21 protein-coding genes and 1 other RNA gene are annotated in these 24866 nt (G+C 66.7%); 10 read left to right on the top strand and 12 right to left on the bottom strand.

Translation table 11 applies throughout. The features are described from left to right. Positions 1-431: 431 nt before the first annotated feature. The 4 genes from ompA to ssrA all read left to right on the top strand — a co-directional run bounded on the left by ompA (position 432) and on the right by ssrA (position 3082). Positions 432-1085, top strand: coding sequence for an outer membrane protein OmpA (gene ompA / locus AC1Q6V_RS03940; protein WP_010812964.1), 654 nt, complete (start codon positions 432-434; stop codon positions 1083-1085). 125 nt (positions 1086-1210) lie between these two features. Continuing rightward, on the top strand, positions 1211-1969 hold the full coding sequence (ubiG, locus tag AC1Q6V_RS03935) for a bifunctional 2-polyprenyl-6-hydroxyphenol methylase/3-demethylubiquinol 3-O-methyltransferase UbiG (protein ID WP_010812965.1): 759 nt from the start codon (positions 1211-1213) through the stop codon (positions 1967-1969). Continuing rightward, positions 1966-2640 (top strand): phosphoglycolate phosphatase, encoded by a 675-nt coding sequence (gene gph, locus AC1Q6V_RS03930; RefSeq protein WP_010812966.1) that lies wholly within the window; start codon positions 1966-1968, stop codon positions 2638-2640. Before ubiG ends, gph begins: the two co-directional genes overlap by 4 nt. 83 nt (positions 2641-2723) lie before the next feature. Further along, positions 2724-3082: a transfer-messenger RNA gene (gene ssrA / locus AC1Q6V_RS03925) on the top strand. Here ssrA and AC1Q6V_RS03920 read toward each other — a convergent pair. Then, positions 3047-3232 carry a hypothetical protein gene (locus AC1Q6V_RS03920; RefSeq protein WP_153018154.1) on the bottom strand — a complete coding sequence of 62 codons (186 nt, stop codon included), beginning with the start codon at positions 3230-3232 and terminating at the stop codon, positions 3047-3049. The genes ssrA and AC1Q6V_RS03920 overlap by 36 nt on opposite strands. Positions 3233-3394: 162 nt before the next feature. Between AC1Q6V_RS03920 and AC1Q6V_RS03915 the strand changes: the two genes are divergently transcribed. Continuing rightward, positions 3395-3616, top strand: a complete 222-nt coding sequence (locus AC1Q6V_RS03915) for a hypothetical protein (protein ID WP_010812967.1) — start codon at positions 3395-3397, stop codon at positions 3614-3616. A gap of 215 nt (positions 3617-3831) precedes the next feature. On the opposite strand, the gene AC1Q6V_RS03910 is transcribed toward AC1Q6V_RS03915, so the two are convergent. The 5 genes from AC1Q6V_RS03910 to AC1Q6V_RS03890 all read right to left on the bottom strand — a co-directional run bounded on the left by AC1Q6V_RS03910 (position 3832) and on the right by AC1Q6V_RS03890 (position 9360). Then, positions 3832-5553: a gamma-glutamyltransferase family protein gene (locus tag AC1Q6V_RS03910; RefSeq protein ID WP_010812968.1), complete on the bottom strand. Its 1722-nt coding sequence runs from the start codon at positions 5551-5553 to the stop codon at positions 3832-3834. Between the two features lie 114 nt (positions 5554-5667). Further along, positions 5668-6204 carry a DUF1097 domain-containing protein gene (locus AC1Q6V_RS03905; protein WP_010812969.1) on the bottom strand — a complete coding sequence of 179 codons (537 nt, stop codon included), beginning with the start codon at positions 6202-6204 and terminating at the stop codon, positions 5668-5670. Between the two features lie 37 nt (positions 6205-6241). Further along, positions 6242-7510 (bottom strand): amidohydrolase family protein, encoded by a 1269-nt coding sequence (locus AC1Q6V_RS03900; protein ID WP_011614695.1) that lies wholly within the window; start codon positions 7508-7510, stop codon positions 6242-6244. A gap of 135 nt (positions 7511-7645) precedes the next feature. Next, positions 7646-8296 (bottom strand): response regulator, encoded by a 651-nt coding sequence (locus AC1Q6V_RS03895; protein WP_010812971.1) that lies wholly within the window; start codon positions 8294-8296, stop codon positions 7646-7648. Then, complete coding sequence (locus AC1Q6V_RS03890; protein WP_454750221.1) at positions 8293-9360, bottom strand: sensor histidine kinase; 1068 nt, start codon at positions 9358-9360, stop codon at positions 8293-8295. Before AC1Q6V_RS03890 ends, AC1Q6V_RS03895 begins: the two co-directional genes overlap by 4 nt. A gap of 411 nt (positions 9361-9771) precedes the next feature. On the opposite strand from AC1Q6V_RS03890, the gene AC1Q6V_RS03885 reads away from it, so the two are divergent. Further along, positions 9772-10785: a fimbrial protein gene (locus AC1Q6V_RS03885; protein ID WP_143010658.1), complete on the top strand. Its 1014-nt coding sequence runs from the start codon at positions 9772-9774 to the stop codon at positions 10783-10785. A 64-nt stretch (positions 10786-10849) separates the two neighbouring features. Beyond that, the gene (locus AC1Q6V_RS03880; RefSeq protein WP_010812974.1) at positions 10850-11251 is read left to right on the top strand and encodes a hypothetical protein; all 402 of its coding nucleotides are present in this window, start codon (positions 10850-10852) and stop codon (positions 11249-11251) included. A 64-nt stretch (positions 11252-11315) separates the two neighbouring features. Here AC1Q6V_RS03880 and AC1Q6V_RS03875 read toward each other — a convergent pair whose 3' ends face one another. Next, on the bottom strand, positions 11316-11810 hold the full coding sequence (locus AC1Q6V_RS03875) for a cyanophycin metabolism-associated DUF1854 family protein (protein WP_010812975.1): 495 nt from the start codon (positions 11808-11810) through the stop codon (positions 11316-11318). Further along, the gene (locus tag AC1Q6V_RS03870) at positions 11800-14091 is read right to left on the bottom strand and encodes a cyanophycin metabolism-associated ABC transporter (RefSeq protein WP_011614692.1); all 2292 of its coding nucleotides are present in this window, start codon (positions 14089-14091) and stop codon (positions 11800-11802) included. Before AC1Q6V_RS03870 ends, AC1Q6V_RS03875 begins: the two co-directional genes overlap by 11 nt. Before the next feature lie 240 nt (positions 14092-14331). Between AC1Q6V_RS03870 and cphA (AC1Q6V_RS03865) the strand changes: the two genes are divergently transcribed. Both cphA (AC1Q6V_RS03865) and cphA (AC1Q6V_RS03860) read left to right on the top strand, forming a co-directional pair. Next, on the top strand, positions 14332-16965 hold the full coding sequence (gene cphA, locus AC1Q6V_RS03865) for a cyanophycin synthetase (RefSeq protein WP_011614691.1): 2634 nt from the start codon (positions 14332-14334) through the stop codon (positions 16963-16965). A gap of 46 nt (positions 16966-17011) precedes the next feature. Beyond that, entirely contained in the window at positions 17012-19582 is a 2571-nt protein-coding gene (gene cphA / locus AC1Q6V_RS03860; RefSeq protein WP_454750220.1) for a cyanophycin synthetase, read from the top strand. Between the two features lie 60 nt (positions 19583-19642). Here the strand turns inward: cphA (AC1Q6V_RS03860) and AC1Q6V_RS03855 are convergent, their stop codons facing one another. From AC1Q6V_RS03855 to AC1Q6V_RS03840, 4 genes are all read right to left on the bottom strand, one after another. Beyond that, positions 19643-20302, bottom strand: coding sequence for an amino acid ABC transporter permease (locus AC1Q6V_RS03855; RefSeq protein WP_010812979.1), 660 nt, complete (start codon positions 20300-20302; stop codon positions 19643-19645). 109 nt (positions 20303-20411) lie between these two features. Then, the gene (locus tag AC1Q6V_RS03850) at positions 20412-21233 is read right to left on the bottom strand and encodes a transporter substrate-binding domain-containing protein (RefSeq protein ID WP_011614689.1); all 822 of its coding nucleotides are present in this window, start codon (positions 21231-21233) and stop codon (positions 20412-20414) included. Between the two features lie 200 nt (positions 21234-21433). After that, a complete protein-coding gene (locus tag AC1Q6V_RS03845; protein ID WP_011614688.1) occupies positions 21434-22345 on the bottom strand; it encodes a glutamate/aspartate ABC transporter substrate-binding protein in 912 nt (303 codons plus the stop codon). 121 nt (positions 22346-22466) lie between these two features. Then, a complete protein-coding gene (locus AC1Q6V_RS03840) occupies positions 22467-23750 on the bottom strand; it encodes a D-amino acid dehydrogenase (RefSeq protein WP_037023958.1) in 1284 nt (427 codons plus the stop codon). A gap of 126 nt (positions 23751-23876) precedes the next feature. Here AC1Q6V_RS03840 and AC1Q6V_RS03835 point away from each other — a divergent pair, with 126 nt between their 5' ends. Next, entirely contained in the window at positions 23877-24857 is a 981-nt protein-coding gene (locus tag AC1Q6V_RS03835) for a LysR substrate-binding domain-containing protein (protein ID WP_454750219.1), read from the top strand. Positions 24858-24866: the final 9 nt, after the last annotated feature.

Genomic DNA, 24866 nt, shown 5'->3' with positions numbered 1-24866 from the left:
CGGCGTGGTTTATGCGGCAGGTTTAAGCGAATGACAGGCCCTTTAGCGCGCGGCACAGTGGGCGCCTGACGGCTGGGCAACGTGTCATTCTAACATGCCGCCACCCCCCGCCTGCCGCTCTCCGGACAGCCCTTGCGCACACCTCCCGAGGCCCTCGCTGAAACCCGGAATCCCTGATGCCACAAGGCTTTGCGGGCGACACAAGACCTATGTTGCACAAACACCACAGGCCCAAAACCCATGCGGCGAATCGAATATATTTACTTCTTAGGAAACGACCCTTGTGGCACAATTCCCCAGCGAAGAGCCAGACATTGTTCGAAGTGGAGCATCCACCACATCGAGAATGTTATACTCCGAAGAATGTATGACTTGTTTTCGTCCATTTGCTCGCAGTAACCCTGCGGTGATCTCATCCTGAGAGGAGAAATATGAAAAAATTTGCCAAGCTCGCGCTCGTTGCAGCTACCGCAGTAATGGCTGCATCCGCTCAAGCTCAGTCCGTCCCTTATGAAAAGAAGGCAGTGAACGACAACTGGGGCAACGGTACGAGCGAGTACGTGTGGAAGAATGGCACGAACGAGCTCTGCTGGCGCGACAGCTCCTGGACCCCGGCCACCGCCAACGCGCTGTGCGACGGCGCCCTGGCCCCGGCCGCACCGGCACCGGCACCGGCTCCGGTGGCTCCTCCGGTCGTCTCGAGCGAGAAGGTCACTTTCGCTGCTGACACCCTGTTCGACTTCGACAAGGCTGTCCTGAAGCCGGAAGGCAAGGCCAAGCTGGACGACCTGGTCTCGAAGCTGCAAGGCATCACCCTGGAAGTCATCATCGCCGTTGGCCACACCGACTCGTTCGGTTCGGACAAGTACAACGATCGCCTGTCGATCCGTCGTGCTGAATCGGTCAAGGCTTACCTGGTGAGCAAGGGCGTTGAAGCCAACCGCGTCTACACCGAAGGCAAGGGCAAGCGCCAGCTGAAGGTCGATCCGAAGTCGTGCAAGGGCAACCGCAAGTCCCAGATCGCCTGCCAGCAGCCGAACCGCCGCGTGGAAGTCGAAGTGGTCGGCACCCGCAGCGCACGTTAATCGGATTCTTTCCGACGACGAAAGGCCCAGCGCAAGCTGGGCTTTTTTTTTGGTACAGTTGCCCGGACTGTCCCTCTCTTCCCTTCACACCGCCGGCGCGGCTAGTGCCGCCGGCCCCGCATACGATGACGTTGCAATCGCAAACCCTTTCCGCAGCCGGCGCCGCCAATCAGGACCTGCCGCGCGGCAATGCCGATCCGAAGGAAATCGACAAGTTCAGCGAACTGGCCCACCGCTGGTGGGACCCGGAAAGCGAGTTCAAGCCGCTGCATGAGCTGAACCCGCTGCGCCTGCGCTGGATCGACGGCATCGCCGGTCTGGCCGGCAAGCGCGTGGTCGACGTGGGTTGCGGCGGCGGCATCCTGTCCGAAAGCATGGCACGCCTGGGCGCCACGGTGCGCGGTATCGATCTCTCGACCAAGGCACTGAAGGTAGCGGACCTGCACAGCCTGGAGACCGGGGTTGCCGTGACCTATGAAGAGATCGCCGCAGAAGCGCTGGCCGCACGTGAACCGGCCAGCGTCGATGTGGTGACCTGCATGGAGATGCTGGAGCACGTGCCGGATCCGGCGTCGATCGTGCAAGCCTGTGCCACGCTGGTCAAGCCCGGCGGCTATGTGTTCTTCTCGACCATCAACCGCAACCTGAAGGCCTACCTGCTGGCCATCGTCGGCGCGGAATATGTGCTCAACATGCTGCCGCGCGGCACGCACGACTACGACAAGTTCATCACGCCGTCCGAGCTCGCGCGCTTTGCCCGCCAGGCCAGGCTGGACCTGGTGGAAATGCGCGGCATGACCTACAACCCGCTGTCGCAGGTGTATGCGCTGGGCAGCGACACCGATGTGAACTACATGATGGCGTTCCGCCGGGTGGCAGCATGAGCGCCGGCATCGCAGGGGTCTTCTTCGACCTGGACGGCACGCTGGCAGATACCGCGCCGGACCTGGCGGCGGCGGCCAACCGGCTGGTCGTCGAGCGCGGCCAGGCGCCGGTGGCCTATGAAAAACTGCGTCCCGTCGCCTCGCACGGCGCGCGTGGACTGCTGGGTGCAGCCTTCGGCCTGCGTCCGGAGGATGCAGAGTTCCCGGCGCTGCGCGATGTCTTCCTGGACTACTACGAGGCCGACATCGCGGTGCACACGCGCCTGTTCGACGGCATGCCGCAAGTGCTGGCCGCGCTCGAGGCAGCGGGCATCCCGTGGGGCATCGTCACCAACAAGATCGCCCGCTTCACCGTGCCGTTGGTCGCCGCGATCGGCCTGGCCCCGCGCGCCAGCGCGGTCGTCAGCGGCGACACCACGCCCCACGCCAAGCCGCACCCCGCCCCGCTGCTGCATGCCGCGGCAAGCGCCGGCGTCGACCCGCGCCAGTGCGTCTATGTGGGCGATGACCTGCGCGACATCCAGGCCGGCAAGGCCGCCGGCATGATCACCGTCACAGCCGCCTATGGCTATTGCGGCGACGCCGAGCCGCCCGAGACCTGGGGCGCCGACCACCTGATTCGCCACCCGGCCGAGCTGATCCCGCTGCTGTTGCCCGCCGTGGTCGCCTGATTGTGTCGCAGGGGTATCCTGGCCGTTCCCGGAACTCCCCGCGACAGCTTGCGTCCAACCGGGTACAATCCAGCTTCCTCACTGGGGCCGACCTGGTTTCGACGTGGGTTACAAAGCAGTGGAGGGCATACCGAGGACCCGTCACCTCGTTAATCAATGGGAATGCAATAACTGCTAACGACGAACGTTACGCACTGGCCGCTTAATTGCGGCCGTCCTCGCACTGGCTCGCTGACGGGCTAGGGTCGCAAGACCACGCGAGGTCATTTACGTCAGATAAGCTCCGGAAGGGTCACGAAGCCGGGGACGAAAACCTAGTGACTCGCCGTCGTAGAGCGTGTTCGTCCGCGATGCGCCGGTTAAATCAAATGACAGAACTAAGTATGTAGAACTCTCTGTGGAGGGCTTACGGACGCGGGTTCGATTCCCGCCGGCTCCACCAGTATTCAGTCCGATGCAGCACCTGCAGGTCTAGAAACCCGCGATAGCCGAAGGCTTCGCGGGTTTTTTCTTTGGCAGCGGATACCCCGCCATCTGTTTTCCAGGACGGTAACCAAATCGCACCGCAGCCTTTGCAGTTGTTTACAGTCATGTCCCCAGCCCTGGCCTACGCTGGAATCGCTGCAGGCCGGGCCATGCACGGCATCAGCATCACAGTGCTCCACAGGCGGACGCCTGGCACCGGCTCCCCGTTGCCAGGCCCTTTCTCCACGCCGGCGCGACCGCACATCGTCCACAAGAAACGGAGTTGGCGATGCCAATCAAGTCCATCGAGGTCATCCTCACCCGAGACGCGCAGTGGGCCCTCGAATACGACCCCGACAACCCGGGACCGGTCTACCCGTCACGCGATGCCGCGATTGCCGCAGGCCTGCAGCTGGCGATGACCCACGATGCCGTCCTGACCATTCATGGCATCAATGACAAATCGGACGCGTTCGATTTCAGGGAATTGCACGTCCCTTTGCTCCATTGATGGTTGGTGCTATCAGCGCGCAGTGGAAAGCAACATCCCCAGAATTGGGGATGCCCGGATCGCGTAGCGGCACCATCATGGTATGCGGGCGTGCTGCGACTCGCCCGCTACCACTTGTGGCCCTCGTCCTCCCTGGCCGAGGGCTCTTTCTTTGGGTGACGCACCGGTACAACGCAGCGTCACCGGGAAGCGCCGCCGGCGCCGGGCGCCGCGCGCTATACCCCCAGCGCCCGGCCATCGCTGCGCGGGTCGTGCGCGCCGCTAAGCTGCCCGCCGGTATCGATCCGGATCGCGCCCGGATGACCGGCCAGCTGGCTTTGCGCAGGGATCGGGCTCAGTTGATGGCCGCGCGCGGCAAGCTCGTTGAACACCGGCAGGCCGGCATCCTGTTCCAGCTTGAGGCTGTCGCGGCTGTCCGAGAAGGTCTTGCCCAGCAGGAAGCGCGGGCGGCGCAGAGCCGTCAGCGGATCCATGCCGTAGTCGATCATCCGTGTCAGCACCGCGGCCAGTGTCTGCGGCTGGCCGTCGGCGCCTTGCGTGCCGTACAGCAGGTGCGGCCGGCCCTGCTTGAGGTAGATGCCGGGATTGAGGGTATGGAATGGCCGCTTGCCGCCGCGCAGCACGTTGGGGCTGGCGGGATCGAGGCTGAACGATGCGCCGCGGTTGTGCCAGAGCACCCCCGTGTCGCCGACGACCAGGCCGCTGCCCCAGTCGAAATAGACGGTCTGCAGCATGCTCACGCAGCGGCCCTCGCGGTCGGCGGCGCCGATGTAGACGGTGTCGCCGGGCTTGAACACATGCGGCCACGCCATGGCGCGGTCCATGCGGATGCGGCGCGCGTGGGCGTCGAGATTGGACCTGGACAACAGCCGCTCCAGCGGCACGTCGACAAAATCGGGATCGGCGACGTAGCGGTTGCGGTCCAGGAACGCCAGCTTCACGGCCTCGACCAGCAGGTGGTAATAGTCTGCGCTGCCTTCCTGGATACCGGACAGATCGAACCGGTCGAGGATGCCCATGATCTCCAGCGTGGTCACGCCTTGCGTGGGCGGACGCAGGCCGAGCAGTTCGCCGTCGCGGTAGGCCACGCGCAGCGGCACTTCTTCGCGCGCCTGGCAGCGCGCCAGGTCCTGTTCGCGCAACGGCGAGCCGGCCTTGGCCAGCCCGGCGGCAAGGCGACCGGCGAGGTCGCCCTCGTAGAATTCGCGCCCGCCCTGTGTCGCCACCCGGTCCAGGGTGCGGGCCAGCTCAGGCTGGCGGAACATTTGGCCGGGCCTGGGCATGCGCCCGTCTGGCATGAAGACCTGTCCGAAGCCATCCCAGCCTGACAGGTCCGCCGAGCGGAACTCCTGCCAGAAGCACTGTGACGGCGTGACCGGGAATCCGTTGGCGGCGTACTCGGTGGCCCGCGCCAGCAGCGCCGACCACGACTGCGTGCCGCCCCACTGGTCCCGGCTGAAGGCAAAGGCGCGGTCCCAGATCGCAACGGTGGCGGCGGCAGTGAGTGCCGCTGCCGGGCCCCGCAGCGGAATCGTGCCGGCATAGCCCGAGGTCTCGGACGCCGCCTGGCCGATGCCGGAGAACGTGCGCACATTGCCGCCGCGGTCGCTGACCACCAGGAAGGCGTCGCCCCCCAGGCCGGTAAAGTGCGGGTATGTCACGCTCAGCACCGCGCCGATGGCAATCGCCGCCTCGATGGCGTTGCCCCCGGCCTTCAATACCTCCAGCCCCGCCTGGCTGGCCAGTCCATGCGGGCTGGTGACCATGCCCGCGGACGAATGCGCCAGCCCTGCGCGCCCGGATTGCGCCGGCTCCTGCGCCAGTTCCTGGCCGACGGCAGGCAATATGGTGCTGCCCGCCAGCGCGGCCGAGCCGGCCAGGAATGCCCGGCGCGACGTGCCGGTGCCGCAAGGATCCACTTCACCCAGAAATTCCATACCCACTTCCCCCGGATACGCGCGGCCGGCCCACGCTGGCAGCCGCGATAACGATTCGATGATGGCGCCGGGTCATGCTGCGCCTGGCACGCAAACCCGGCAGGACGCGTCGGCTCAGGTCTCGGTCTTCCAGCCTTGCCATGGGCGTTCGGCAACGGATTCCGGTGCCGCGTAGTGATGCTTGATCCAGGCATAGGCCGGTCCGAGCGCATTCATGGCGATCACCGCGCCAAGCGCGACAACGGGATCGCCCGGCACCGGGCCGAAGCCGCCGAACAGCGTGGCGAAATACGAGGCAAAGCCAAAGAACATGCCGGGGATGAAGCGCAGCGTGACGAACACGCGAGCGAGATACATCATCGAAGCGTTGAGCGCGAACAGGATCACCATCTCCGCCACGATCAGCGCTGGCCCGGAGAACTGCTCGGCCGCCTGGCGGAAGCAAAGCACGATGACAAAGGCAAAGAGCGAGCCCACCGGCAGTGTCGGCCAGATCTTCTTCAGGTTCTCCGGCGTGGGACCGCCCATGGCAAAGGTCGCGGCCCAGCTGATGAAGATGGCCCATGGCGGCAGGTGCGAGGCATGCGCGGCGATGGGAACGGTGGTGATGGCAAGCAGTGAAGCCACGACTTCGGCGGGCAGCTTTCTCATGATCGACTCCTTGATGGACGGGGAACGGGCTTTGCTGTCAGTGTGGGCAGCACCGGTGCCGATGGATCTCGCAGCGATGCTGCGTGACTACGGTGATCTTGCCGCGCTTGACCACCCACAGCCGCGGCGGGATGTCGATCAGCGCATCGGCCACCTGGAAGGTATCGAGCACGACCAGGTCAGCCTGGCGCCCGACCTTGAGGCCATAGGTGTCGTGCAGGCCGATCGCGCGCGCGGCGTTGTGCGTGCCCATGTCGAGCACCGCGAGCTGGTGCTCGGGCACGCCGAACTGGGCCACGTGCGCCAGCATGTTGCCGATCTGCAGCATGTCGGCCTTGCCGAACGGCGTGAAGGCGTTGCGGATATTGTTCGAGGAATACGCCACGTTGACGCCGCCGCTGTGCAGGGCCTTCACCGGCGCCAGCCCGCGGCGCTGGTTCTGGACGTCCTTGCGGCCGCCGAGATAGAGATCGGTGGCGGGCAGCGTGACGATGCTGATGCCGGCCTCGCGGATCTGCTCGATCAGCGGCTGCAGCTGCGCCGCGTCAAGCGCGCCCAGGCTCGTGACATGGCCCAGCGACACGCGCCCCTGGTAGCCGGCTTCGATGGTCTTCTGCGCGATATATGACACTGCGGCAAAGCGCTGGTCGCCGGTGTCGTCGGCAAAATCGGCATGCATGTCGACCGGCGCGTCATAGCGTTGCGCCAGTTCGAAGACCATGTCGATATGGCGCATGGTGTCGGCCCAGCTCAGCTCGTTGTACGGGCAGCCGCCGACCACATCGGCGCCCATGTCCATGGCCTCTGTCAGCAGCTCGCGGGTGCCCTGCGATTTCAGGATGCCCTCTTGCGGGAAGGCCACGATCTGCAGGTCGAGCAGATCGTGGTACTCCGATTTCAGTTCAAGCAGCGTCTCCACCCCGATCAGCCCCTGGATCAGGTCGACATCGGGATGCGCGCGGATCGCCACCGTGCCGTTCCTGACCGCCATGTCCAGCACCTGGCGCGAGCGGTCCAGCACATCCTGGCGCTGCTGCTTGCTTTTCAGGATGCCGGTGACGCGGATGGCTTCGTCCAGCGTGCCGAAGCGCGCCGGCAGGCGGCGGTGCAGCAGTGCCTTGTCCAGGTGCAGGTGCGCTTCGACCAGCCCCGGGATGACCGCGCGGCCGCCGGTCTCGATCACTTCATGCGCCGGCACGTCGATGCCGGGCTCGATGGCGGCGATGCGGCCGTCGCGGATGGCGATATCGGTCAGGGGCGCGTCGTCGCGAACGCAGGCGTCCCGGATCAGCAGGTCCAGCTGCATGGCTTGTCTCCTCAGGTCTTGTTATGCAGGCGAAGTCAGGGCTTCGCTACCTGAAGCGTAGGTGCCGGGGCGGCATCACTACATCAGGATTGGCTGAATTCGACCTAAGGATTTTCCTAGACGCACCGCAGCAGACTAGGCCGCGTCCCCGGCTTCGGCGAGCAGGCCGTGGCGGATGGCGTAGTGCACCAGCCCGGCCGTCGAAGCGATATCCATCTTGCCGAGAATGTTGGCCTTGTGGGTGCTTACCGTCTTGGCGCTGAGCGACAGCGCCGCGGCGACCTCGTTGATGCCCAGCCCCTCGGCCAGCATCTGGAACACCTGCAGTTCACGCGCCGTCAGGCGTGCATGCGGCAACATGGCATCGGGCTGCCGGGCTTGGCTGAGGAGCTTGTCGGCAATCGCCGGCGAGACTGCGGTACCGCCGCGCGCCACCTTGCGGATGGCACCGAGCAGCTGGTCGGACTCGACATTCTTGGTCAGGTAGCCAGCCGCGCCCGCGCGGATAGCCTGCACCGCATATTGCGACTCGCGGTACATGCTCAGCACCAGGATCGGTAGCGCCGGATAGCCGGCCCGTATCTGCTGGATCAGCAGGATGCCGCTGCGCCCCGGCATCGACATGTCCAGCAACAGCACGTCCGGCGTCTGCGCGCGCAGCAGCGCCAACACTTCGCAGCCGTCGGCGGCTTCGGCCACCACCTGCATGTCGGGCACGGTGGAGAAGATCTTCTTGAGCCCGTCGCGGATGATGGTGTGGTCGTCGGCAAGCATCAGGCGGATCATCTTGCGCCTCCGTTGCCGGCAGTGCCGGCATTGGGGATCTGCGCCTCGACCCGGGTGCCGCCGCCCTTCTCGCTGGTTACCGCCAGCTTGCCGCCCAGCATCAGCGCACGCTCGCGCATCCCCAGCAAACCCAGGCTGCGGCGATGCCCGGCCCTGGACGCATCGATGCCGCGGCCGTTGTCGGCAACCACCAGCCGCAAGGTCCCGCCGGCCGCGCTCAGCTCCACCCGCACGCGATCGGCGCGGCCATGGCGGCAGGCATTGGTCAGCGCTTCCTGCGCGATGCGAAAGACCGCGGTGCTGAGTTCGGCGCTGAGCTCGCCGACGGGCTGCAGCGCCAGCTCGCAGGCGATGCCGCCGCGCTCGGAAAAAGACTCGGCCAGCCACTCGATCGCCGCGGTCAGCCCCAGCTCATCCAGCAGCGGCGGGCGCAGGTCTGCCGCGATGCGCTGCACCGCGTCCACCGTCGAATCCGCGATCTGCTTGAGCATCTGCAAATGCTTGCGGCACGCGTCGCCGGCATCGGGGCCCTGCTGCGCTTCGATAAAGCTGAGTCCCAGGCGCAATGCCGTCAGGGACTGCCCAAGCTCATCGTGCAGCTCGCGTGAGATCCGGGTGCGCTCCGCCTCGCGCACGGACTGCAGGTAGGCGGACAGCTCACGCAGCTGCGCGCGCGAGTCCAGCAGCTCCTGCTCGGAGCGCTTGCGGTCGGTAATGTCGCGCGAGATGCCAACCGTGCCGACGACCGCGCCGTCCTGGCCCCGAATCGGCATCTTGATGGTATCGAACCAGCGCAGGCTACCGTCCTGGCCGTGACGGCATTCCTCATAACGCCGGCGGATGCCGCTGGCCACCACGGCGTTGTCGGTGTCCAGGTAGACCTGTCCCCATTCCTCCGACCACACCTTGTCCGGCGTGCTGCCCAGAATCTCGGCCTCGGACCGCCCGCATGCGGCCATGAAGGCGTCATTGACCAGGACGTAGCGGGAGCCGGCGTCCTTCAACCAGGCCTGGTCCGGTATGTTGTTCAGTATGGCCCGCTGCAGGTCGACATACGTATCCATGACTTCTCCTTGCCGGGCTTTTGCCTTGTCGGCAGGCGCCCGATTCATGACGGGCAAGAATTGATTCATGCCTTGCACGCATCAGGCCGCATGGCCTGCCTGCAGCCCCTCGCAGACTATAGCCAGCAACCGGCGGCAATGCGCTTGTCGTTTTCCTCAATGGCTGCACGAAAGCGGGAAGTCCGGATCACAAAGCCTTGCGACACGGTGTGGATCATGGGGTTGTTGGGCAGTTCTTCCGTTCCGGTGGCATGAAATCTCTGACCCAGATTTAAGGCAAGCCTTATTGCTGCCGGGAATGCGCCACACGTATCGTAGTAGCGCAACTTTAACCGGCATGCCGGAAAGCCGGAGGGCCGCACAACCTGGCCGTTTGTGCGCGCCGCACATGCCATCACCGCGAGCCCTGCCATGAACGGAAAACAGCTAATCAGCACCCTGCGCCACTGGCTGGTGGTACTTGCATGCTTTGCGGTCCCGCATTTGGCTCATGCGGCCTGCAGCTCCACGCCGGCGATGCCATATCTGCAGGCACTCAGCAACATGGCAGTCGCCGCCAACCTCGCCGTCGGCAGCACCATTCCCGGAACAGTGCATTACTACTCATTCAGCGGCACCTGTACCAACGTGCCGCCGTACGTGGTGGCCGGTGCTCCCATCATCTCCTGCTACTACGGCAGCGGCACTGAAGTCATGCCCGGCGTCTACTCCACCGGAGTCGCCGGCATCGGCATCCGGCTGCGCAATGCAGCGGGCCAGCCCATGACCAACGCAGCCGGCTTGAACTGCGATACCCGCAGCGCAAACCTTGGCTACCTGGACGCCAGCCTGAACTATTCGGTGTCGGTATCGGTGGAATTCGTGAAGACCGGGACGATCACTTCAGGCAATCTTGATCCCACCCAGACCCGCTTCGGCTTCGGCGTCTACAAGGGCAGCACGGCAGGGGGACTGGGTGGCGTCGACAACTATATCGGCTTCAGCGGCAACGTGACACCGCGGGAAATTGCCTGCAACACCAACTATCCCCCCGTGGTCAACCTGCCTGCAATCAGTGCCACGACGCTCGCAAACCAGGGCGCGGGCGGCAATACGCCCTTCGCCATCCAGCTGACCTGCAGTGGCGCGGCGATTGTTGGCATGACACTGGACGGGGCCATAGGCACGCCGGTAGCCTCGGCCGCGAATGGCATCCTTGGTATCGTCAATGCCGGGACGGGCGGCATGGCCAGCGGCGCAGGCGTGCAGATCGTCAATGCGAGCGGCACCGAGCCTGTACCCCTGCAGGTGCGCAATGCGATGGGCAACATCACGGCCAACGTCCCCGCCACATACCGCTTCGGCGCGCGCTACATCGGCCTTGGCGGCACGCCCTCCCCGGGGACGGTATCAAGCGCGATGATCTTTACCATGGATTATCAGTAGCGCGCACGGAAGCCGCACGGCGAAGGACTACAATAGGCGGTTGCAGTCCTTGAAGGCTTTCGCCATGTCTGACCATCCCCGCTTCACCATCAACCGTTCCATGGTCGCGCTGGTCCCGGAACAGCCGTTCCTGGACTGGATCCAGGCGGTCGATCCCCAGCCGGTGGCCGGCCTCACGCTAGAGCAGGTGCGCGAAGACCAGAGCGTGTTTCTGCTGCCGGAAGAGCTGGCCGATACGCACGACAACGCCTTGCGCTGGGTCGAGAAGCGCTGGCAGGAATTCTTTGAATTCATGCTGGGCGAGTGGTTCGATGACTCGATGTGGCCCGAGGAACTGTCGCTGCAGATGTTCCGCGAGTGGTTCAGCGTGCGCTACCACTCGATGGTGTTCGACATGGCGCCTGACGTGCCGGTCATGCACGATGACTGGGACGACGAAGACGACGCATCCGAGATGCTGCACTAGGAACAAGGATCAGGAACCCGGCCGGCAGCGCGCCGGCCCGGGTTTCGGCGTCGCCAGCGACACCTCAGAGGAAGCGGTCGAGGATCTTGCGGCTGTGCTTGTCCAGCGCCGTCAGGTCGCGGATCAGGTAGTGGATGCCGTGCGTGTCCGATATCAGCAGCGTGCTGCCGGCCAGGCGCCGGATTGCCTCTTCGCCGCGCAGCACCAGCTCGGTCTTGCCGCGATCGGTCTGCACCGTCCACACGCTGGGCGTGGCGTAGGTCGACACGCTGACGATACGCTGGATCTCCGGCATGAACTCGCGCGAGGCGAGTTCCGCTTCGATCATGTCGCGCTCTGCCTGCGGCACATCCTCCAGCCGCGGAATCCACACCACCTCATGCCCGTCGGTGCTCATCAGGCCGATGCCGCCCTGCGGCGCGGAAATCGGGAAGGCGCGCACCGGCACCACGCCTTCGTGGACGGTGCCGTCTTCGGCGATCAGGACCAGGCGGCCAAAACGATTGCGATCTAGCGTAAACATGGGCGTCGGCGTGGTGGCGGGAACGTCATTGGGCATTGGCGGCCTCCGGCGTTTCGATCGCTTCGTCTTCGCCGTCCTCGGTGTCGACATTGCGCGCCTGCGCCTGGTACAGCTTGTAGTATGCGCCTTCGCGCAACAGCAGCTCATCATGGCTGCCGACTTCGACGATCTGGCCGCGGTCCATCACCACCAGCCGGTCGGCCTTGCGCAGTGTCGACAGGCGGTGCGCGATGGCGATGGTGGTGCGGCCCTGCACCAGGTTGTCGAGCGCCTTCTGGATTTCCTTCTCGGTGGCGGTGTCGACCGACGAGGTGGCCTCGTCCATGATCAGGATGCGCGGGTTGATCAGCAGCGCGCGCGCGATCGAGATGCGCTGGCGCTCGCCGCCTGACAGCGCCTGGCCACGCTCACCGACCAGCGAGTCATAGCCGTGCGGCAGGCGCAGGATGAACTCGTGCGCATGCGCGGCGCGCGCGGCGGCGATGATCTCCTCGCGCGTGGCGTCGGGCTTGCCATAGGCAATATTGTCGGCAATCGTGCCGAAGAACAGGAACGGCTCCTGCAGCACCAGGCCGATATGGCGGCGGTACTCCGACACCGGCAGCGAGCGGATATCGACGCCGTCGACGCGGATCGCGCCCTCGGAAACATCGTAGAAACGGCAGATCAGGTTGACCAGCGTGCTCTTGCCCGAGCCGCTGTGCCCCACCAGGCCAATCATCTCGCCCGGCTCGATCGACAGGTTCAGCCCGCGGATCACCGCGCGGTTGCCGTAGCGGAAGCCCAGGTCGCTCATGTCGATGGCGCCTTCGACCTTGTCCAGCTTCGCCGGGCGCACCGGCTCCGGCACGCTCGAGACATGGTCGAGGATGTCGAAGATGCGCTTGGCGCCGGCAGCGGCCTTCTGCGTCACCGAGACGATCCGGCTCATCGAATCCAGGCGGGTATAGAAGCGGCTGATATAGGTCAGGAACGCCACCAGCACACCCACCGTGATGGCGCTGTGCGACACCTGCCAGATGCCGAACACCCACACGATCAGCAGGCCGATCTCGGTCAGCAGGGTGACCGTCGGCGTGAACAGCGACCATACCGCGTTGACGCGGTCGTTGATCGCTAGGTTGTGCTTGTTGGCCTCGCGGAAGCGCGACACCTCACGCTTTTCCTGGGCAAAGGCCTTGACCACGCGGATGCCGGGGATGGTATCGGCCAGCACATTGGTGATCTCGGACCAGATCCGGTCGATCTTCTCGAAGCCGTGGCGCAGGCGGTCGCGCACCAGGTGGATCATCCAGGCGATGAACGGCAGCGGCACCAGCGTGACCAATGCCAGCCACGGGTTGATCGACACCAGGATCACCGCCGTCATGAGGATCATCAGCACGTCGGTGGCAAAGTCCAGCAGGTGCAGCGACAGGAAGACGCAGATGCGGTCGCTTTCCGAGCCGATGCGCGCCATCAGATCGCCGGTGCGCTTGCCGCCGAAGTATTCCAGCGACAGCTTTAGCAGATGTTCGTACGTGGTAGTGCGCAGATCGGCGCCGATACGCTCCGATACGCGCGCGAGCAGGTAAGTGCGCGCCCACCCCAGCGACCAGGCCACCAGCGCCGCCCCCAGCAATCCCGCGAGGTACAGACGCACCAGCCCGTAGTCGATCGGCACCCCGTTCTGGAACGGGATCAGCACCTTGTCCATCAGCGGCATGGTCAGGTACGGCGGCACCAGCGTGGCCGCGGTGGACAGCAGCGTCAGCAGGAAGCCCGCCAGCAGTTGCCACTGGTACGGCCGGGCAAAGCGCCACAGGCGCAGCAGCGCCCAGGTCGACGGCGGGGTTTCCAGCTCCCGGCTGCATTGGGGGCACTGTTCCTCGTCCGGCGGCAGCGGCGCCTTGCAGGTCGGGCACAGCACTTCGCCCGCCCCGCCCGCCGGGCGCGCGCCGGCGGCATCGCGCTGGAATTCGAACTGGTCGGCCAGCCGCAGCGCGGCCGGATTGTAACCAAGCGTGTATCGCCAGCTCGCCAGCCGGCCTTCTGGACCGCTCAGTTCCAGCGCGCCCACGCCCGCGTGGTCGGTGTGCGACAGGCGCAGGGAGGTCCCGATGTTCCATTCCCGCACATTTTTTTCACCGGGAGCCCGGGCAACGATGCGCTGGTCGGTCACAACCAGCCACCCTTGGGTAAAATGCAGCTTCGCGTCGAGGTCCAGAGCCAGTCCGGCCAGGACGGTCTCGCCGGGTCGGAGCCACGATCCGGATTCGGTACGCCAGGGCTCGTCGGCAGCAGGGGCGGTAGGGACAGGCAGGGAGGACTGGGTCATGGATGGCGCGGCGTGCGTCCAGGGGGTACGGACATAACTTGAAACAAATTTAGGCCGGGCACGCTCTGGCGGCCCGCGAATTCGCCCGCAGTATACATAACGACGAACGCGCGGGTACTCCTGATGCACTGCACAATCACTTTTACACGAAGAAAGTCAACCCGCTCTGTGCTGTAACGTTACTGAAAGGTTAGGCTTCCATTTCTCGGGCGGTTCCGCCCACTGCCTCAAGCTAATTCAATGAAAAAGAAGGACATTGAGATTTTCGATGTCATGTCGCTGCGCGGCCCGAATATGTGGACATATCGGCCCGTACTGGAGGCATGGGTCGATATCGGGGAACTGGAGGACTTTCCCTCCAACACGATTCCGGGGTTCCACGAGCGCCTGTCGGCCTGGCTGCCGTCGCTGATCGAGCATCGCTGCAGTATCGGCGAGCGCGGCGGCTTCCTGCAGCGCGTGAAGGACGGCACCTGGCCCGGCCATATCCTGGAACACGTGACGCTTGAGCTGCAGAACCTGGCGGGCATGCCCGGCGGCTTCGGCAAGGCGCGCGAGACCCCGGTGCGCGGCGTCTACAAGGTGATCGTGCGCGCCTGGCACGAGCAAGTCACCCGCGTCGCCCTGTTCACCGCCCGCGACCTGGTCATGGCCGCGATCGAGGACCGTCCCTTCGACGTCCCCGCCGCCGTGGACAACCTGCGCCGCCTGGTGGACGAGCATTGCCTGGGCCCCAGCACCGCCTGCATCGTCGATGCCGCGGACGACCGCGACATCCCGGCGATCCGCCTGTCGGACGGCAACCTGGTGCAGCTGGGCTACGGCGCGCGCCAGCGCCGCATCTGGACCGCCGAGACCGACCGCACCAGCGCCATCGGCGAAAGCATTTCGCGCGACAAGGACCTGACCAAGAGCCTGCTGGAGTCCTGCGGCGTGCCGGTCCCCGAGGGCCGCATGGTCGATTCCCCGGCAGACGCCTGGGACGCCGCCGAGGACATCGGCGTGCCGGTGGTGGTCAAGCCCTATGACGGCAACCACGGCCGCGGCGTGTTCACCAACCTGATGACCCGCGAGGAAGTCGAGACCGCCTACGGCGTGGCCATCGACGAAGGCAACGGCGTCATCGTCGAACGCTTCATCCCCGGCAACGAGCACCGCCTGCTGGTGGTGGGCGGCCGCCTGGTGGCCGCCGCCATGGGCGAGACCGCGAGCGTGGTCGGCGACGGCAAGTCCACCATCGACGAGCTGATCGAGCTGCAGATCAATTCCGATCCGCGCCGCGGCACCACCGAGGATCATCCGCTGAACCGTGTGCGGCTGGACTCGGCCGCGCGCCTGGAACTGAAGCGCCAGGGCATGAACGCTAGCTCGGTACCGCCCGAAGGCCGCACCGTGCTGATCCAGCGCAACGGCAATGTCGCCTTCGACGTCACCGACCGTGTGCACCCGAGCGTCGCCGCGCATGCGGCGCTCGCCGCGCGCGTGGTCGGGCTGGACATCGCCGGCGTGGACCTGGTGGCTGAGGACATCTCGCGCCCGCTGGCCGAGCAGCGCGGCGCCATCGTCGAGGTCAACGCCGGCCCCGGCCTGCTGATGCATATCAAGCCGGCCGAAGGCACGCCGCGCCCGGTCGGCCGCGCCATCGTCAACCACCTGTTCCCTGAGTCCGATGACGACCAGGGCCGCATCCCGGTGGTGGGCGTGACCGGCACCAACGGCAAGACCGTGGTCGCGCGCCTGGTGGCGCGCCTGCTGCAGCTGTCGGGCAAGCATACCGGCCTGGCCTGCAGCGACGGGCTGTTCCTGGACCGCCGCCAGGTGGAAAGCGGCGACCGCGCCAACTGGGAATCGGGCCATCGCATCCTGATGAACCGCGCGGTCGAGGCCGCCGTGTTCGAGAACGACAGCGGCAGCATCCTCTCCGAAGGCCTGGCCTACGACCGCTGCCAGGTCGGCGTGGTCACCAATTTCGACCAGCCCGACCACCTCGGCGACTACTACGTCGAGGACGAGGACCGCATGTACAACGTGCTGCGCACGCAGGTCGACGTGGTGCTGGAGACCGGCGCGGCCGTGCTCAACGCGCGCGACGAACGCCTGGTGGAGATGGCCGGGCTGTGCGACGGCGACGTGATCTTCTTCGGCCTGACGCCGGAACTGCCCGCTATCGTGTCGCACCGCGCCGCCGGCAAGCGCGCGGTGTACCTGCGCGAAGGCAAGATCGTGCTGGCCACCGGCAGCAGCGAGACCGCGCTGGTGGACGTGGCCGCGGTGCCACTGACCTATGCCGGGCGCGTCGCGTTCCAGGTCGAGAACGTGCTGGCGGCCGTGGCCGCGGGCTGGGCGCTGGGCATTTCCAACGACCTGATCCGCGCCGGCGTGGTGACCTTCGATGTCGGCCAGGTCGACGTACCGGGCCGCTTCACGCTGTTCGAGCGCAACGGCGCCACCGTGGTGGTCGACGACGCCCACAACGCGCCCGCGCTGGAAGCCCTGGCGACCGCGCTGGAGCGCTTCCCGGCCGAGCGCCGCATGGTGGTCTACGGCGCCGGCATGCAGCGCCGCGACGAAGACCTGGTGCGCCAGGGCATGGCGCTGGGGCAGCATTTCGACCGCGTCTTCCTGTGCGAGGACCGCAGCGTCAAGCGCGCCCTGCCCGATGCCGAGGCGCGCGCGCTGCTCAAGCAGGGCCTGTACGAAGGCCGGCGCGTGACCAAGATCATCGACGAAGGCACGCGCGCCAGCGCCATTGAAACCGCGCTCAGCCAGCTGGTGCCGGGCGACCTGCTGGTACTGCAGTGCGACGAGGCCGCTACCGGCGCCACCGTCGACCTGGTGCACCACTGGATGGGCCAGCCTGCGCGCCGCGCCTGACGCGGCCCCAAGCTCAACCGCGCATAGAAGACACGGAAACCGTTCTATGGAAGTCTCACGTATCCGGGCCCTGCGGGGCCCGAACCTGTGGTGCCGCCACACCGCCATCGAGGCGATCGTGGCCTGCCAGGATGCCACCAACATGCTGTCGGCCCTGCCCGGTTTTGAAGACCGGCTGCGCGCCCGTTTCCCTGAGATCGGGCCGCTGCGCCCGGACGAGGAATCGGGCGAGCTGTCGCTGGCCCACGTGCTGGAAGTAACGGCGCTGCGCCTGCAGGCCGCCGCCGGCTGCCCGGTCACCTTCAGCCGCACCGCGCAGACGGTCGAACCCGGCACCTACCAGGTGGTCGTGCAATACAGCGAGGAAGAAGTCGGCCGGCTTGCGTTCGAGCTGGCCGAGGCCCTGTGCCGCGCCGCGCGCAACGACACCCCGTTCGACCTGGCAGACGCGCTGCACCGCCTGCGCGAGCTGGACGAGGACGTGCGCCTGGGGCCCAGCACCGGCTCCATCGTCTACGCCGCCGTGGCGCGCGGCATCCCCTACCGGCGCCTGACGCAGGGCTCGATGGTGCAGTTCGGCTGGGGCAGCAAGCAGCGCCGTATCCAGGCCGCAGAGACCGACCGCACCAGCGCCGTGGCCGAATCGATCGCGCAGGACAAGGACCTGACCAAGACCCTGCTGCACGCCGCCGGCGTGCCGGTGCCGCTGGGCCGCTCGGTGCGCAGCGCCGAAGAGGCCTGGGCCGCAGCGCAGGAAATCGACGCCCCGGTGGTGGTCAAGCCGCGCGACGGCAACCAGGGCAAGGGTGTGGCGGTGCGCATCCGCACCCGCGAGGAAGTGATGACGGCCTACGAGGTCGCCTCGGACATCAGCTCGGACGTAATCGTCGAGCGCTATATCCCGGGCCATGACTTCCGCCTGCTGGTGGTCGGCAAGCAGCTGGTGGCGGCCGCGCGCCGCGACCCGCCGCAGGTCATCGGCGACGGCGTGCATACCGTGCGCCAGCTGGTCGAGGAAGTGAACCGCGACCCGCGCCGCGGTGAAGGCCATGCGACCTCGTTGACCAAGATCCGCTTTGACGACATCGCGCTGGCCACGCTGGCCAAGCAGAACCTGACCGCCGATTCCGTGCCGGCCAACGGCACGCGCGTGGTGTTGCGCAACAACGCCAACCTGTCCACCGGCGGCAGCGCCACCGACGTCACCGATGACGTCCACCCGGACATCGCCGCGCGTGCCGTGGCGGCGGCGCAGATGGTGGGCCTGGACATCGCCGGCGTCGACGCCGTGTGCGAGACCATGCTCAAGCCGTTCGAGGAACAGGCCGGCGGCATCGTCGAGGTCAACGCCGCGCCGGGCCTGCGCATGCACCTGCAGCCGTCGTACGGCAAGGGCCGCGCGGTCGGTGAAGCCATTGTCTCGACCATGTTCTCCGATGGCGACGATGGCCGCATCCCGGTGGTGGCCGTGTCCGGCACCAACGGCAAGACCACCACGGTCCGGCTGATCACCCATATCATGGCCACCAGCGGCCTGCGCATGGGCATGACCGGCACCGACGGCGTGTATATCCAGGGCGAGCGCATCGACACCGGCGACTGCAGCGGCCCGCGCAGCGCGCGCAACGTGCTGCTGCACCCGGACGTGGACGCCGCCGTGTTTGAAACCGCGCGCGGCGGCCTGCTGCGCGAAGGCCTGGCCTTCGACCGCTGCGACGTGGCGGTGGTGACCAACGTGGGCGAAGGCGACCACCTGGGCCTGTCCTACATCAACTCGGTGGAAGACCTGGCGGTGCTCAAGAGCGTGATCGTGCAGAACGTCGCGCCGCACGGCATGGCGGTCCTGAACGCAGCCGACCCGATGGTGGTGCGCATGGCCGACGCCTGCCCCGGCAGCGTCACCTTCTTCGCCCACGATCCCAACCAGCCGGCCATGGCCACGCACCGCGCGCAGGGCAAGCGCGTGGTGTTCGTGGACGGCGCCGACATCGTGGCGTCCGAAGGCGATACTGAAGTGCGCATCACGGTAGCCGAGATCCCGCTGACGCGCAACGGCACCATCGGCTTCCAGGTCGATAACGCGATGTCGTCGATCGCCGCCGCGTGGGCGCTGGGCATCGACTGGCCGACCATCCGCCGCGGCCTGGCCACCTTCGTCAACGACGCGCAGACCGCCCCGGGACGCTTCAACGTGTTCGACTACCGCGGCGCCACGCTGATCGCCGACTACGGCCACAACCCGGATGCCATCCTGGCGCTGTGCAACGCTGTCGAGACCATCCCGGCCAAGCGGCGCATGGTGGTGATCAGCGGCGCGGGCGACCGCCGCGACGACGACATCCGCCGCCAGACCCAGATCCTGGGCGGCGTGTTCGATGAAGTCATCCTGTACCAGGACCAGTGCCAGCGCGGCCGCGCCGACGGCGAGGTGCTGGCGCTGCTGCGCGAAGGCCTGCAGGGCGCGCAACGCGCCGGCCAGGTCGAGGAGATCCGTGGCGAGTTCCTCGCCATCGATACCGCGCTGTCGCACCTGCAGCCGGGCGACCTGTGCCTGGTCCTGGTGGACCAGGTGGAAGAGGCGCTGGGGCATATCGCCAGCCGCATCGCGCAGGGCTGACCGGCCCGGCGATAAAAAAAGGCCAGCTCCGCAGAGCTGGCCTTTTTCTTTGCGCGCCGATCAGTGGCGTCCGGGCAGCGACAAGCGCCGCTCCAGCATATGCTGCACCCCCGACAGCCCCGTGCTCAGCACCCAGTAGATCGCCGCCACCGCCAGGTACAGAGGCAGCGGCTGGTAGGTGGCCGCGATCACCTCCTGCGCCGTGCGCAGCAGCTCGGTCACGGTGATGACCGATACCAGCGAGGTGTCCTTGATCAGGCTGATCAGGCTGTTGGACAGGCTTGGCACCGCCAGCCGCAGCGCCTGCGGGCCGATCACGTAGCGCAGTGCCTGCGCCGGCGTCAGGCCCAGGCTGTAGGCTGCCAGCCATTGGCCGCGCGACACGCCCAGGATGGCCCCGCGCATGCTCTCGGACAGGTAGGCGCCGACGTTCAGGCTCAGCGTCAGCACGCCCGCGGGCGTGGGCTCCAGCGCGATGCCGATGCCCGGCAGCCCGTAGTAGACGACAAAGATCTGCACCAGCAGCGGCGTGCCGCGCATGATGCTGACGTAGGTGCGCGCCGCCGCCTTGAGCACACGGCTATGGCTGATGCCCATCAGCGCCACCACCGTGCCCAGCATCAGCCCGAACACCATCGACCACAACGCGAACTTGATGGTCAGCAGCGTGCCCTGCAGCAGCACTGGCAGGGAATCGGTGACAAGCTGGAGAGCGGACATGGGCGTGGCGGCGGCAGAAGAATGAAAAAGAAAACGGCGCGGCAGCCATGCAGACCGCGGCGCCGCGACATGATACCGCCCGGCTTGCTGGCCGGCTTACCTGACTGGCTTACTTGATTGGCTTACCGGCGGGCCTGGTCACGTCGGTGCCGAACCACTTCACCGAGAGCTTGCCAAGCGTGCCGTCCTTGCCCAGGTCATCCAGCGCGTGGTTGATGGCCTGCGCGAACTTGGGGTTGTCCTTGCGGAACGGGATGGCCACCTGCGTGGTGGCACCCGCCACGATCGCGCCCGGCCGCAGCGGCAGGTTGGCGGTCTTGACTAGGTAGGCGACCATCAGCCGGTCGTTCAGCGCGGCGTCGACGCGCTGTGCCGCGAGGTCGCGCAGGTACTCAGGCGCGCCGGGATAGGTCTTGACGTCGATGCCCGGCACCGACTTGGCCAGGTCGTTGAAATTGCTGCCCAGGCTGACGCCGAGCTTGTGGCCCTTCAGGTCTTCCAGCGACTTGAACTGGCGCTTGTCGTCCTTGCGCTGGATCAGCTGCGCATCCGAGTAGACGTAGGGCGTGGAGAAGTCCAGCACTTGCTGGCGCTGAGGCGTGACGTTGACCTGGTTGACGATCACGTCGAACTTGCCCGCCTGCAGGCCGGCAATGATGCCGCTCCACTCGGTGGTGACGAACTCCGGCTTCACCCCCAGCTTGCCCGCCACCGCACGCGCCACGTCCACGTCAAACCCTTCCAGCTCGTTCTTCGCGCCGCGGAAGCCGAACGGCGGATACGTGCCCTCCAGGCCGATCTTTAGCACGCCGGCCTGCTTGACGGTATCGAGCAGGTCGGCGGCCTGCGCCGCGGTGGACGCCAGCCCGGCGCCGGCAAGCAGCGAGGCAGCCAGCAGGGATTTGAGCCAGCCAGTACGAATCGATCGCATATGTTCTCCAGTGGATGCGGATAAGCAGTGTGGGGGACAGACAGCGCCGGAGGCCGCTTGTGAGGGCCGCCGGCGAGTTGTGCTGCTATGAGCCTATATCGGGCTCAACACTACCGCAAACACTATCGAGCGCTAAATACTGATTCATTATGGCTAAATAACCGCCGGACCTGATACGGCCCGGCCGTGGCGCCCTGCCCTTACTGGTAGGCCTTGTCGTTGGGCGCCGCGAACAGCGCCTTCATGTCGGCCGAGAGCGGGTAGTTCATGTTGATGCCGCGCGGCGGGATCGGCGACATGAACCACTTGTTGTACAGCTTCTCGGCACGGCCGCTGGTCTGCAGGTCTGCGATCACGCCGTCGGCCAGCTTCTTGAACGAGGGATCGTCCTTGCGGAACATGCAGGCGTAGTTCTCGGTCTGCAGCGGCGCGCCGACCACCACCCAGTCGGCCGCGCTCTTGGCCTTGGTGCGCTCGCCGTACAGCAGCGGCTCGTCCATGACGAAGGCAGCGGCGCGGCCGGTCTCCAGGATCAGGAAGGACTGGCCGTGGTCCTTGGTGCTGATCAGGTTCATGTTCATGGCCTTCTCGCCGTTCATCTTGACCAGCAGGCGCTCGCCGGTGGTGCCGGCGGTGGTGACCACATTGCGGTCCTTCAGGTCGGTGAACTCCTTCACGCCCGAATCCTTCCTGGTCAGCATCTTGATGCCGTAGACGAACATGCTGTTGGAGAACGCCACCTGCTTCTGGCGCTCCAGGTTGTTGGTGGTGCTGCCGCATTCGATGTCGATGGTGCCGTTCTGCACCAGCGGGATGCGGTTCTGCGAGGTGATCGGGGTCAGGCGCATCTGCAGGCCGGGCATCTTCAGTTCGCTCTTCACCTTGTCGACAATCTGCAGCAGGATCTCGTGCGAATAGCCCATGACCTCCTTGCCGTCGGTGTATGAGAACGGGATCGACGATTCGCGATAGCCAAGCGAGATCACGCCGCTGTCCTTGATCTTCTTCAGCGTGTCGCCATCGGCGGCATGGGCGGCGCCGGCGGCCAGCAGCAGCGTGGCGGCCGCAAGCGCGCGGCGGGTGGCGGATCGGTGGGGGTGCAGTGATTGCATGTGGCGCTCCTTGTAGTGGGGCTTGGTCATTGAGGCATGTTTCGTGGACGGCGTCGTGGCTTGCGGACGCACGGGTACGGCATGAACCAACACTTGCCTGCGGCGCTAGCGGGACAGGACGTTAGGCGCACGCAGCATCAAAATCCTCTGCTTCGATGGCCGGACGGCGCCCTGCCAGCCGGTCGGCCAGCAGGCCGGCGCTGCCCATCGCCAGCGTAAAACCGAGCGCGCCATGGCCCAGGTTCAGCCATAGCCCGGACACCCGCGACGGCCCCACCAGCGGCAGGCCGTCCGGCGTGGCCGGGCGCAGCCCGGCCCACGGCTGCAGCTGCGCCAGCGGCAGCTCGGGCACGATGCCCTCGAACAGCGCGCGTGTCTGTGCCACCAGCGTGCCGACCCGCTCCGGGTCGATGCGGGTGCCGCCGCGCACCAGGTCGGCCATGCCCGCCACCCGCAGTGTATTGCCGATGCGCGCGTAGACGATCTTGTTGGCAAAGTCCGTCACGCTGATATGCGGCGCGCGCGTGCCGCTGGCCAGCGGCACCGTGATGCTGTAGCCCTTGAGCGGCCACAGCATCGGCCGCACGCCCAGCGGGCGCAGCAGCGGCACGCTGCCGATGCCGCCGGCCACGATCACTACGTCGGCCGGCACCACGCCGCTGGCGGTCCGCACGCCGGTCACGCGCCCACCCTGCTGCACCAGCTCTTGCACGACGGTGCCGAAGCGCATCGACACCCCGGCGTGCGCCCCGTCTTGCAGCAACCGTGCCAGCGACAGGCAGAAGCGGTGGCAGTCGCCCACTTCCTCGCTCGGCGTGTAGATGGCGCCGGCAATCTCGTTGCGGATGCCGGCCAGCGCGGGCTCCAGCGCCACGCAGGCATCGCGGTCCAGCGCCTGCTGCTCGCAACCCAGGCTGGCCTGGTAGTCCAGCAGCCGGCAGGCCGCATCGAACGCCGCCGCATCGCGGTGCACAACCAGTTTGCCGCGCCGCGCAAAATCGAAACCGGCGCCAACATCGTCATGCTGGTGCCGGGCCACGAAAGCCTGCATCAGGTCGCGTGAATAGAACCCCAGCCGCAGCAGCTTGCGCGTGGTGGCTTCACTGGTGGCGGCATTGCAGGCGCCCATGAAGGCTGCCAGCCAGCGCCACTGCGCCGGGTCGGCCGCGGGCCGGAAGCGCATCGGCGAATCGCGCCGCAGCAGCCAGCCCGGCACCTTGGCCATCACGCCCGGCCCGGCCAGTGGCGCCACATAGCTGTAGCTGAGCTGCCCGCCATTGGCAAAGCTGGTCTCCTCGGCCGGCCCGTCGTGGCGCTCCAGCACCATCACCTGGTGGCCGTCCTCGGCCAGGCGCCACGCCGTCGTCATGCCGACCACGCCGGCGCCCACGATCACTACCTGCATTGCCATCCCTTGATTGCTTTTTCCCGATCCGGCAAAGCGTAGTGCAGGCGGCGCGGATTGCCCAATGCGAATACGTGCCAGAATATGTCATCAGGCTATGGATGCCTGCCCGCTTCCCGGATTGCCATGCGCTTGCGCCAGATCGAAGTCTTCCGCGCCGTGATGCTGACCGGCACCGTCAGCGAGGCCGCGCGCCTGCTGCACGTGTCCCAGCCGGTGGTCACGCGCGTGCTGCAGCACGCCGAGGCCTCGCTCGGCTTTCGCCTGTTCGAGCGGGTGCGCGGCCGGCTGCAGGCCACGCCCGAGGCCAATGCGCTCTATGGCGATGTCGAAAGGCTATATGGCGAGATCGAGCGCGTGCGCCGGGTCTCGGAAAGCCTGCGCCACAAGGGCGCCGGGCGGCTGCGCGTGGCCGCCACCCCCAGCCTGGCCAACCCGCTGCTGGTGCCGGCGGTGCGGCGCTTCTGCGCGCGCCACCCGGACACGCAGGTGCAGGTGCTGACCCACCATACCGACGAGATCGTCGGGGCGCTGCTGGCCAACCAGATCGACCTGGGCTTTGCCTTTGCGCCGCCGGGCCACGAGGCCATCGCCAGCGAGCCGGTGGCCAGCGGCCGCATGCTGCTGGCGGTGCCGCGCGGCCAGCCGCTGCCCGCCGGCGGGCGCCGCCAGGTGGTGCCGATGCAGCGGCTGATGGAGCGCGCCTTCATCGGCTATGACGACAACAGCTCGCTCGGGCTGCTGGTGCGCCAGACCCTGGCCCGGCACGCGCTGGAGCCGCGCTCGACGCTGGAGGTGCAGACCTATTCGCTGGCGCTGGCCCTGGTCGATGCGGGGCTGGGCGTGACCCTGCTGGACCAGTACACCGCGCTCAGCGCCAGCCCCGAGCGCGTCGCGCTGCACGACGTGGCGCCAGTGCTGCCGTTCGAGATCCAGATGCTGCGCGCCAGCCATCGCGCCGGCTCCAGCCTGGCCGACGACCTGCGCGCGCAGTTTGCGCTGGCCGCCGCGGAACTGGCCGCAACGCTGCCGCAGCGGCTGGAAGCGCCAGCCGCCAGCTTTGACGCCACGCCCCGGAGCCGCGATCGAGGTCCGCCTGATGTCTGACTGATGTCC

Source organism: Cupriavidus sp. GW823-FHT07B10 (assembly GCF_058794355.1).
Note: the sequence above shows the minus strand (reverse complement) of the source record. Positions and strands in the feature narration are given on the sequence as shown.

What these genes read in the sequence shown, in the direction of transcription:
- AC1Q6V_RS03895 (WP_010812971.1), bottom strand. Translation starts at nt 8,296, where the DNA reads ATGATCCGCCTGATGCTTGCCGACGACCACACCATCATCCGCGACGGG.
- AC1Q6V_RS03870 (WP_011614692.1), bottom strand. Translation starts at nt 14,091, where the DNA reads ATGACCCAGTCCTCCCTGCCTGTCCCTACCGCCCCTGCTGCCGACGAG.
- AC1Q6V_RS03920 (WP_153018154.1), bottom strand. Translation starts at nt 3,232, where the DNA reads ATGACTGTAAACAACTGCAAAGGCTGCGGTGCGATTTGGTTACCGTCC.
- AC1Q6V_RS03845 (WP_011614688.1), bottom strand. Translation starts at nt 22,345, where the DNA reads ATGCAATCACTGCACCCCCACCGATCCGCCACCCGCCGCGCGCTTGCG.
- AC1Q6V_RS03875 (WP_010812975.1), bottom strand. Translation starts at nt 11,810, where the DNA reads ATGCCCAATGACGTTCCCGCCACCACGCCGACGCCCATGTTTACGCTA.
- AC1Q6V_RS03890 (WP_454750221.1), bottom strand. Translation starts at nt 9,360, where the DNA reads ATGGATACGTATGTCGACCTGCAGCGGGCCATACTGAACAACATACCG.
- AC1Q6V_RS03910 (WP_010812968.1), bottom strand. Translation starts at nt 5,553, where the DNA reads ATGGAATTTCTGGGTGAAGTGGATCCTTGCGGCACCGGCACGTCGCGC.
- AC1Q6V_RS03900 (WP_011614695.1), bottom strand. Translation starts at nt 7,510, where the DNA reads ATGCAGCTGGACCTGCTGATCCGGGACGCCTGCGTTCGCGACGACGCG.
- AC1Q6V_RS03885 (WP_143010658.1), top strand. Translation starts at nt 9,772, where the DNA reads ATGAACGGAAAACAGCTAATCAGCACCCTGCGCCACTGGCTGGTGGTA.
- AC1Q6V_RS03850 (WP_011614689.1), bottom strand. Translation starts at nt 21,233, where the DNA reads ATGCGATCGATTCGTACTGGCTGGCTCAAATCCCTGCTGGCTGCCTCG.
- AC1Q6V_RS03835 (WP_454750219.1), top strand. Translation starts at nt 23,877, where the DNA reads ATGCGCTTGCGCCAGATCGAAGTCTTCCGCGCCGTGATGCTGACCGGC.
- AC1Q6V_RS03840 (WP_037023958.1), bottom strand. Translation starts at nt 23,750, where the DNA reads ATGCAGGTAGTGATCGTGGGCGCCGGCGTGGTCGGCATGACGACGGCG.
- ompA (WP_010812964.1), top strand. Translation starts at nt 432, where the DNA reads ATGAAAAAATTTGCCAAGCTCGCGCTCGTTGCAGCTACCGCAGTAATG.
- gph (WP_010812966.1), top strand. Translation starts at nt 1,966, where the DNA reads ATGAGCGCCGGCATCGCAGGGGTCTTCTTCGACCTGGACGGCACGCTG.
- AC1Q6V_RS03880 (WP_010812974.1), top strand. Translation starts at nt 10,850, where the DNA reads ATGTCTGACCATCCCCGCTTCACCATCAACCGTTCCATGGTCGCGCTG.
- AC1Q6V_RS03905 (WP_010812969.1), bottom strand. Translation starts at nt 6,204, where the DNA reads ATGAGAAAGCTGCCCGCCGAAGTCGTGGCTTCACTGCTTGCCATCACC.
- ubiG (WP_010812965.1), top strand. Translation starts at nt 1,211, where the DNA reads ATGACGTTGCAATCGCAAACCCTTTCCGCAGCCGGCGCCGCCAATCAG.
- cphA (WP_454750220.1), top strand. Translation starts at nt 17,012, where the DNA reads ATGGAAGTCTCACGTATCCGGGCCCTGCGGGGCCCGAACCTGTGGTGC.
- cphA (WP_011614691.1), top strand. Translation starts at nt 14,332, where the DNA reads ATGAAAAAGAAGGACATTGAGATTTTCGATGTCATGTCGCTGCGCGGC.
- AC1Q6V_RS03915 (WP_010812967.1), top strand. Translation starts at nt 3,395, where the DNA reads ATGCCAATCAAGTCCATCGAGGTCATCCTCACCCGAGACGCGCAGTGG.
- AC1Q6V_RS03855 (WP_010812979.1), bottom strand. Translation starts at nt 20,302, where the DNA reads ATGTCCGCTCTCCAGCTTGTCACCGATTCCCTGCCAGTGCTGCTGCAG.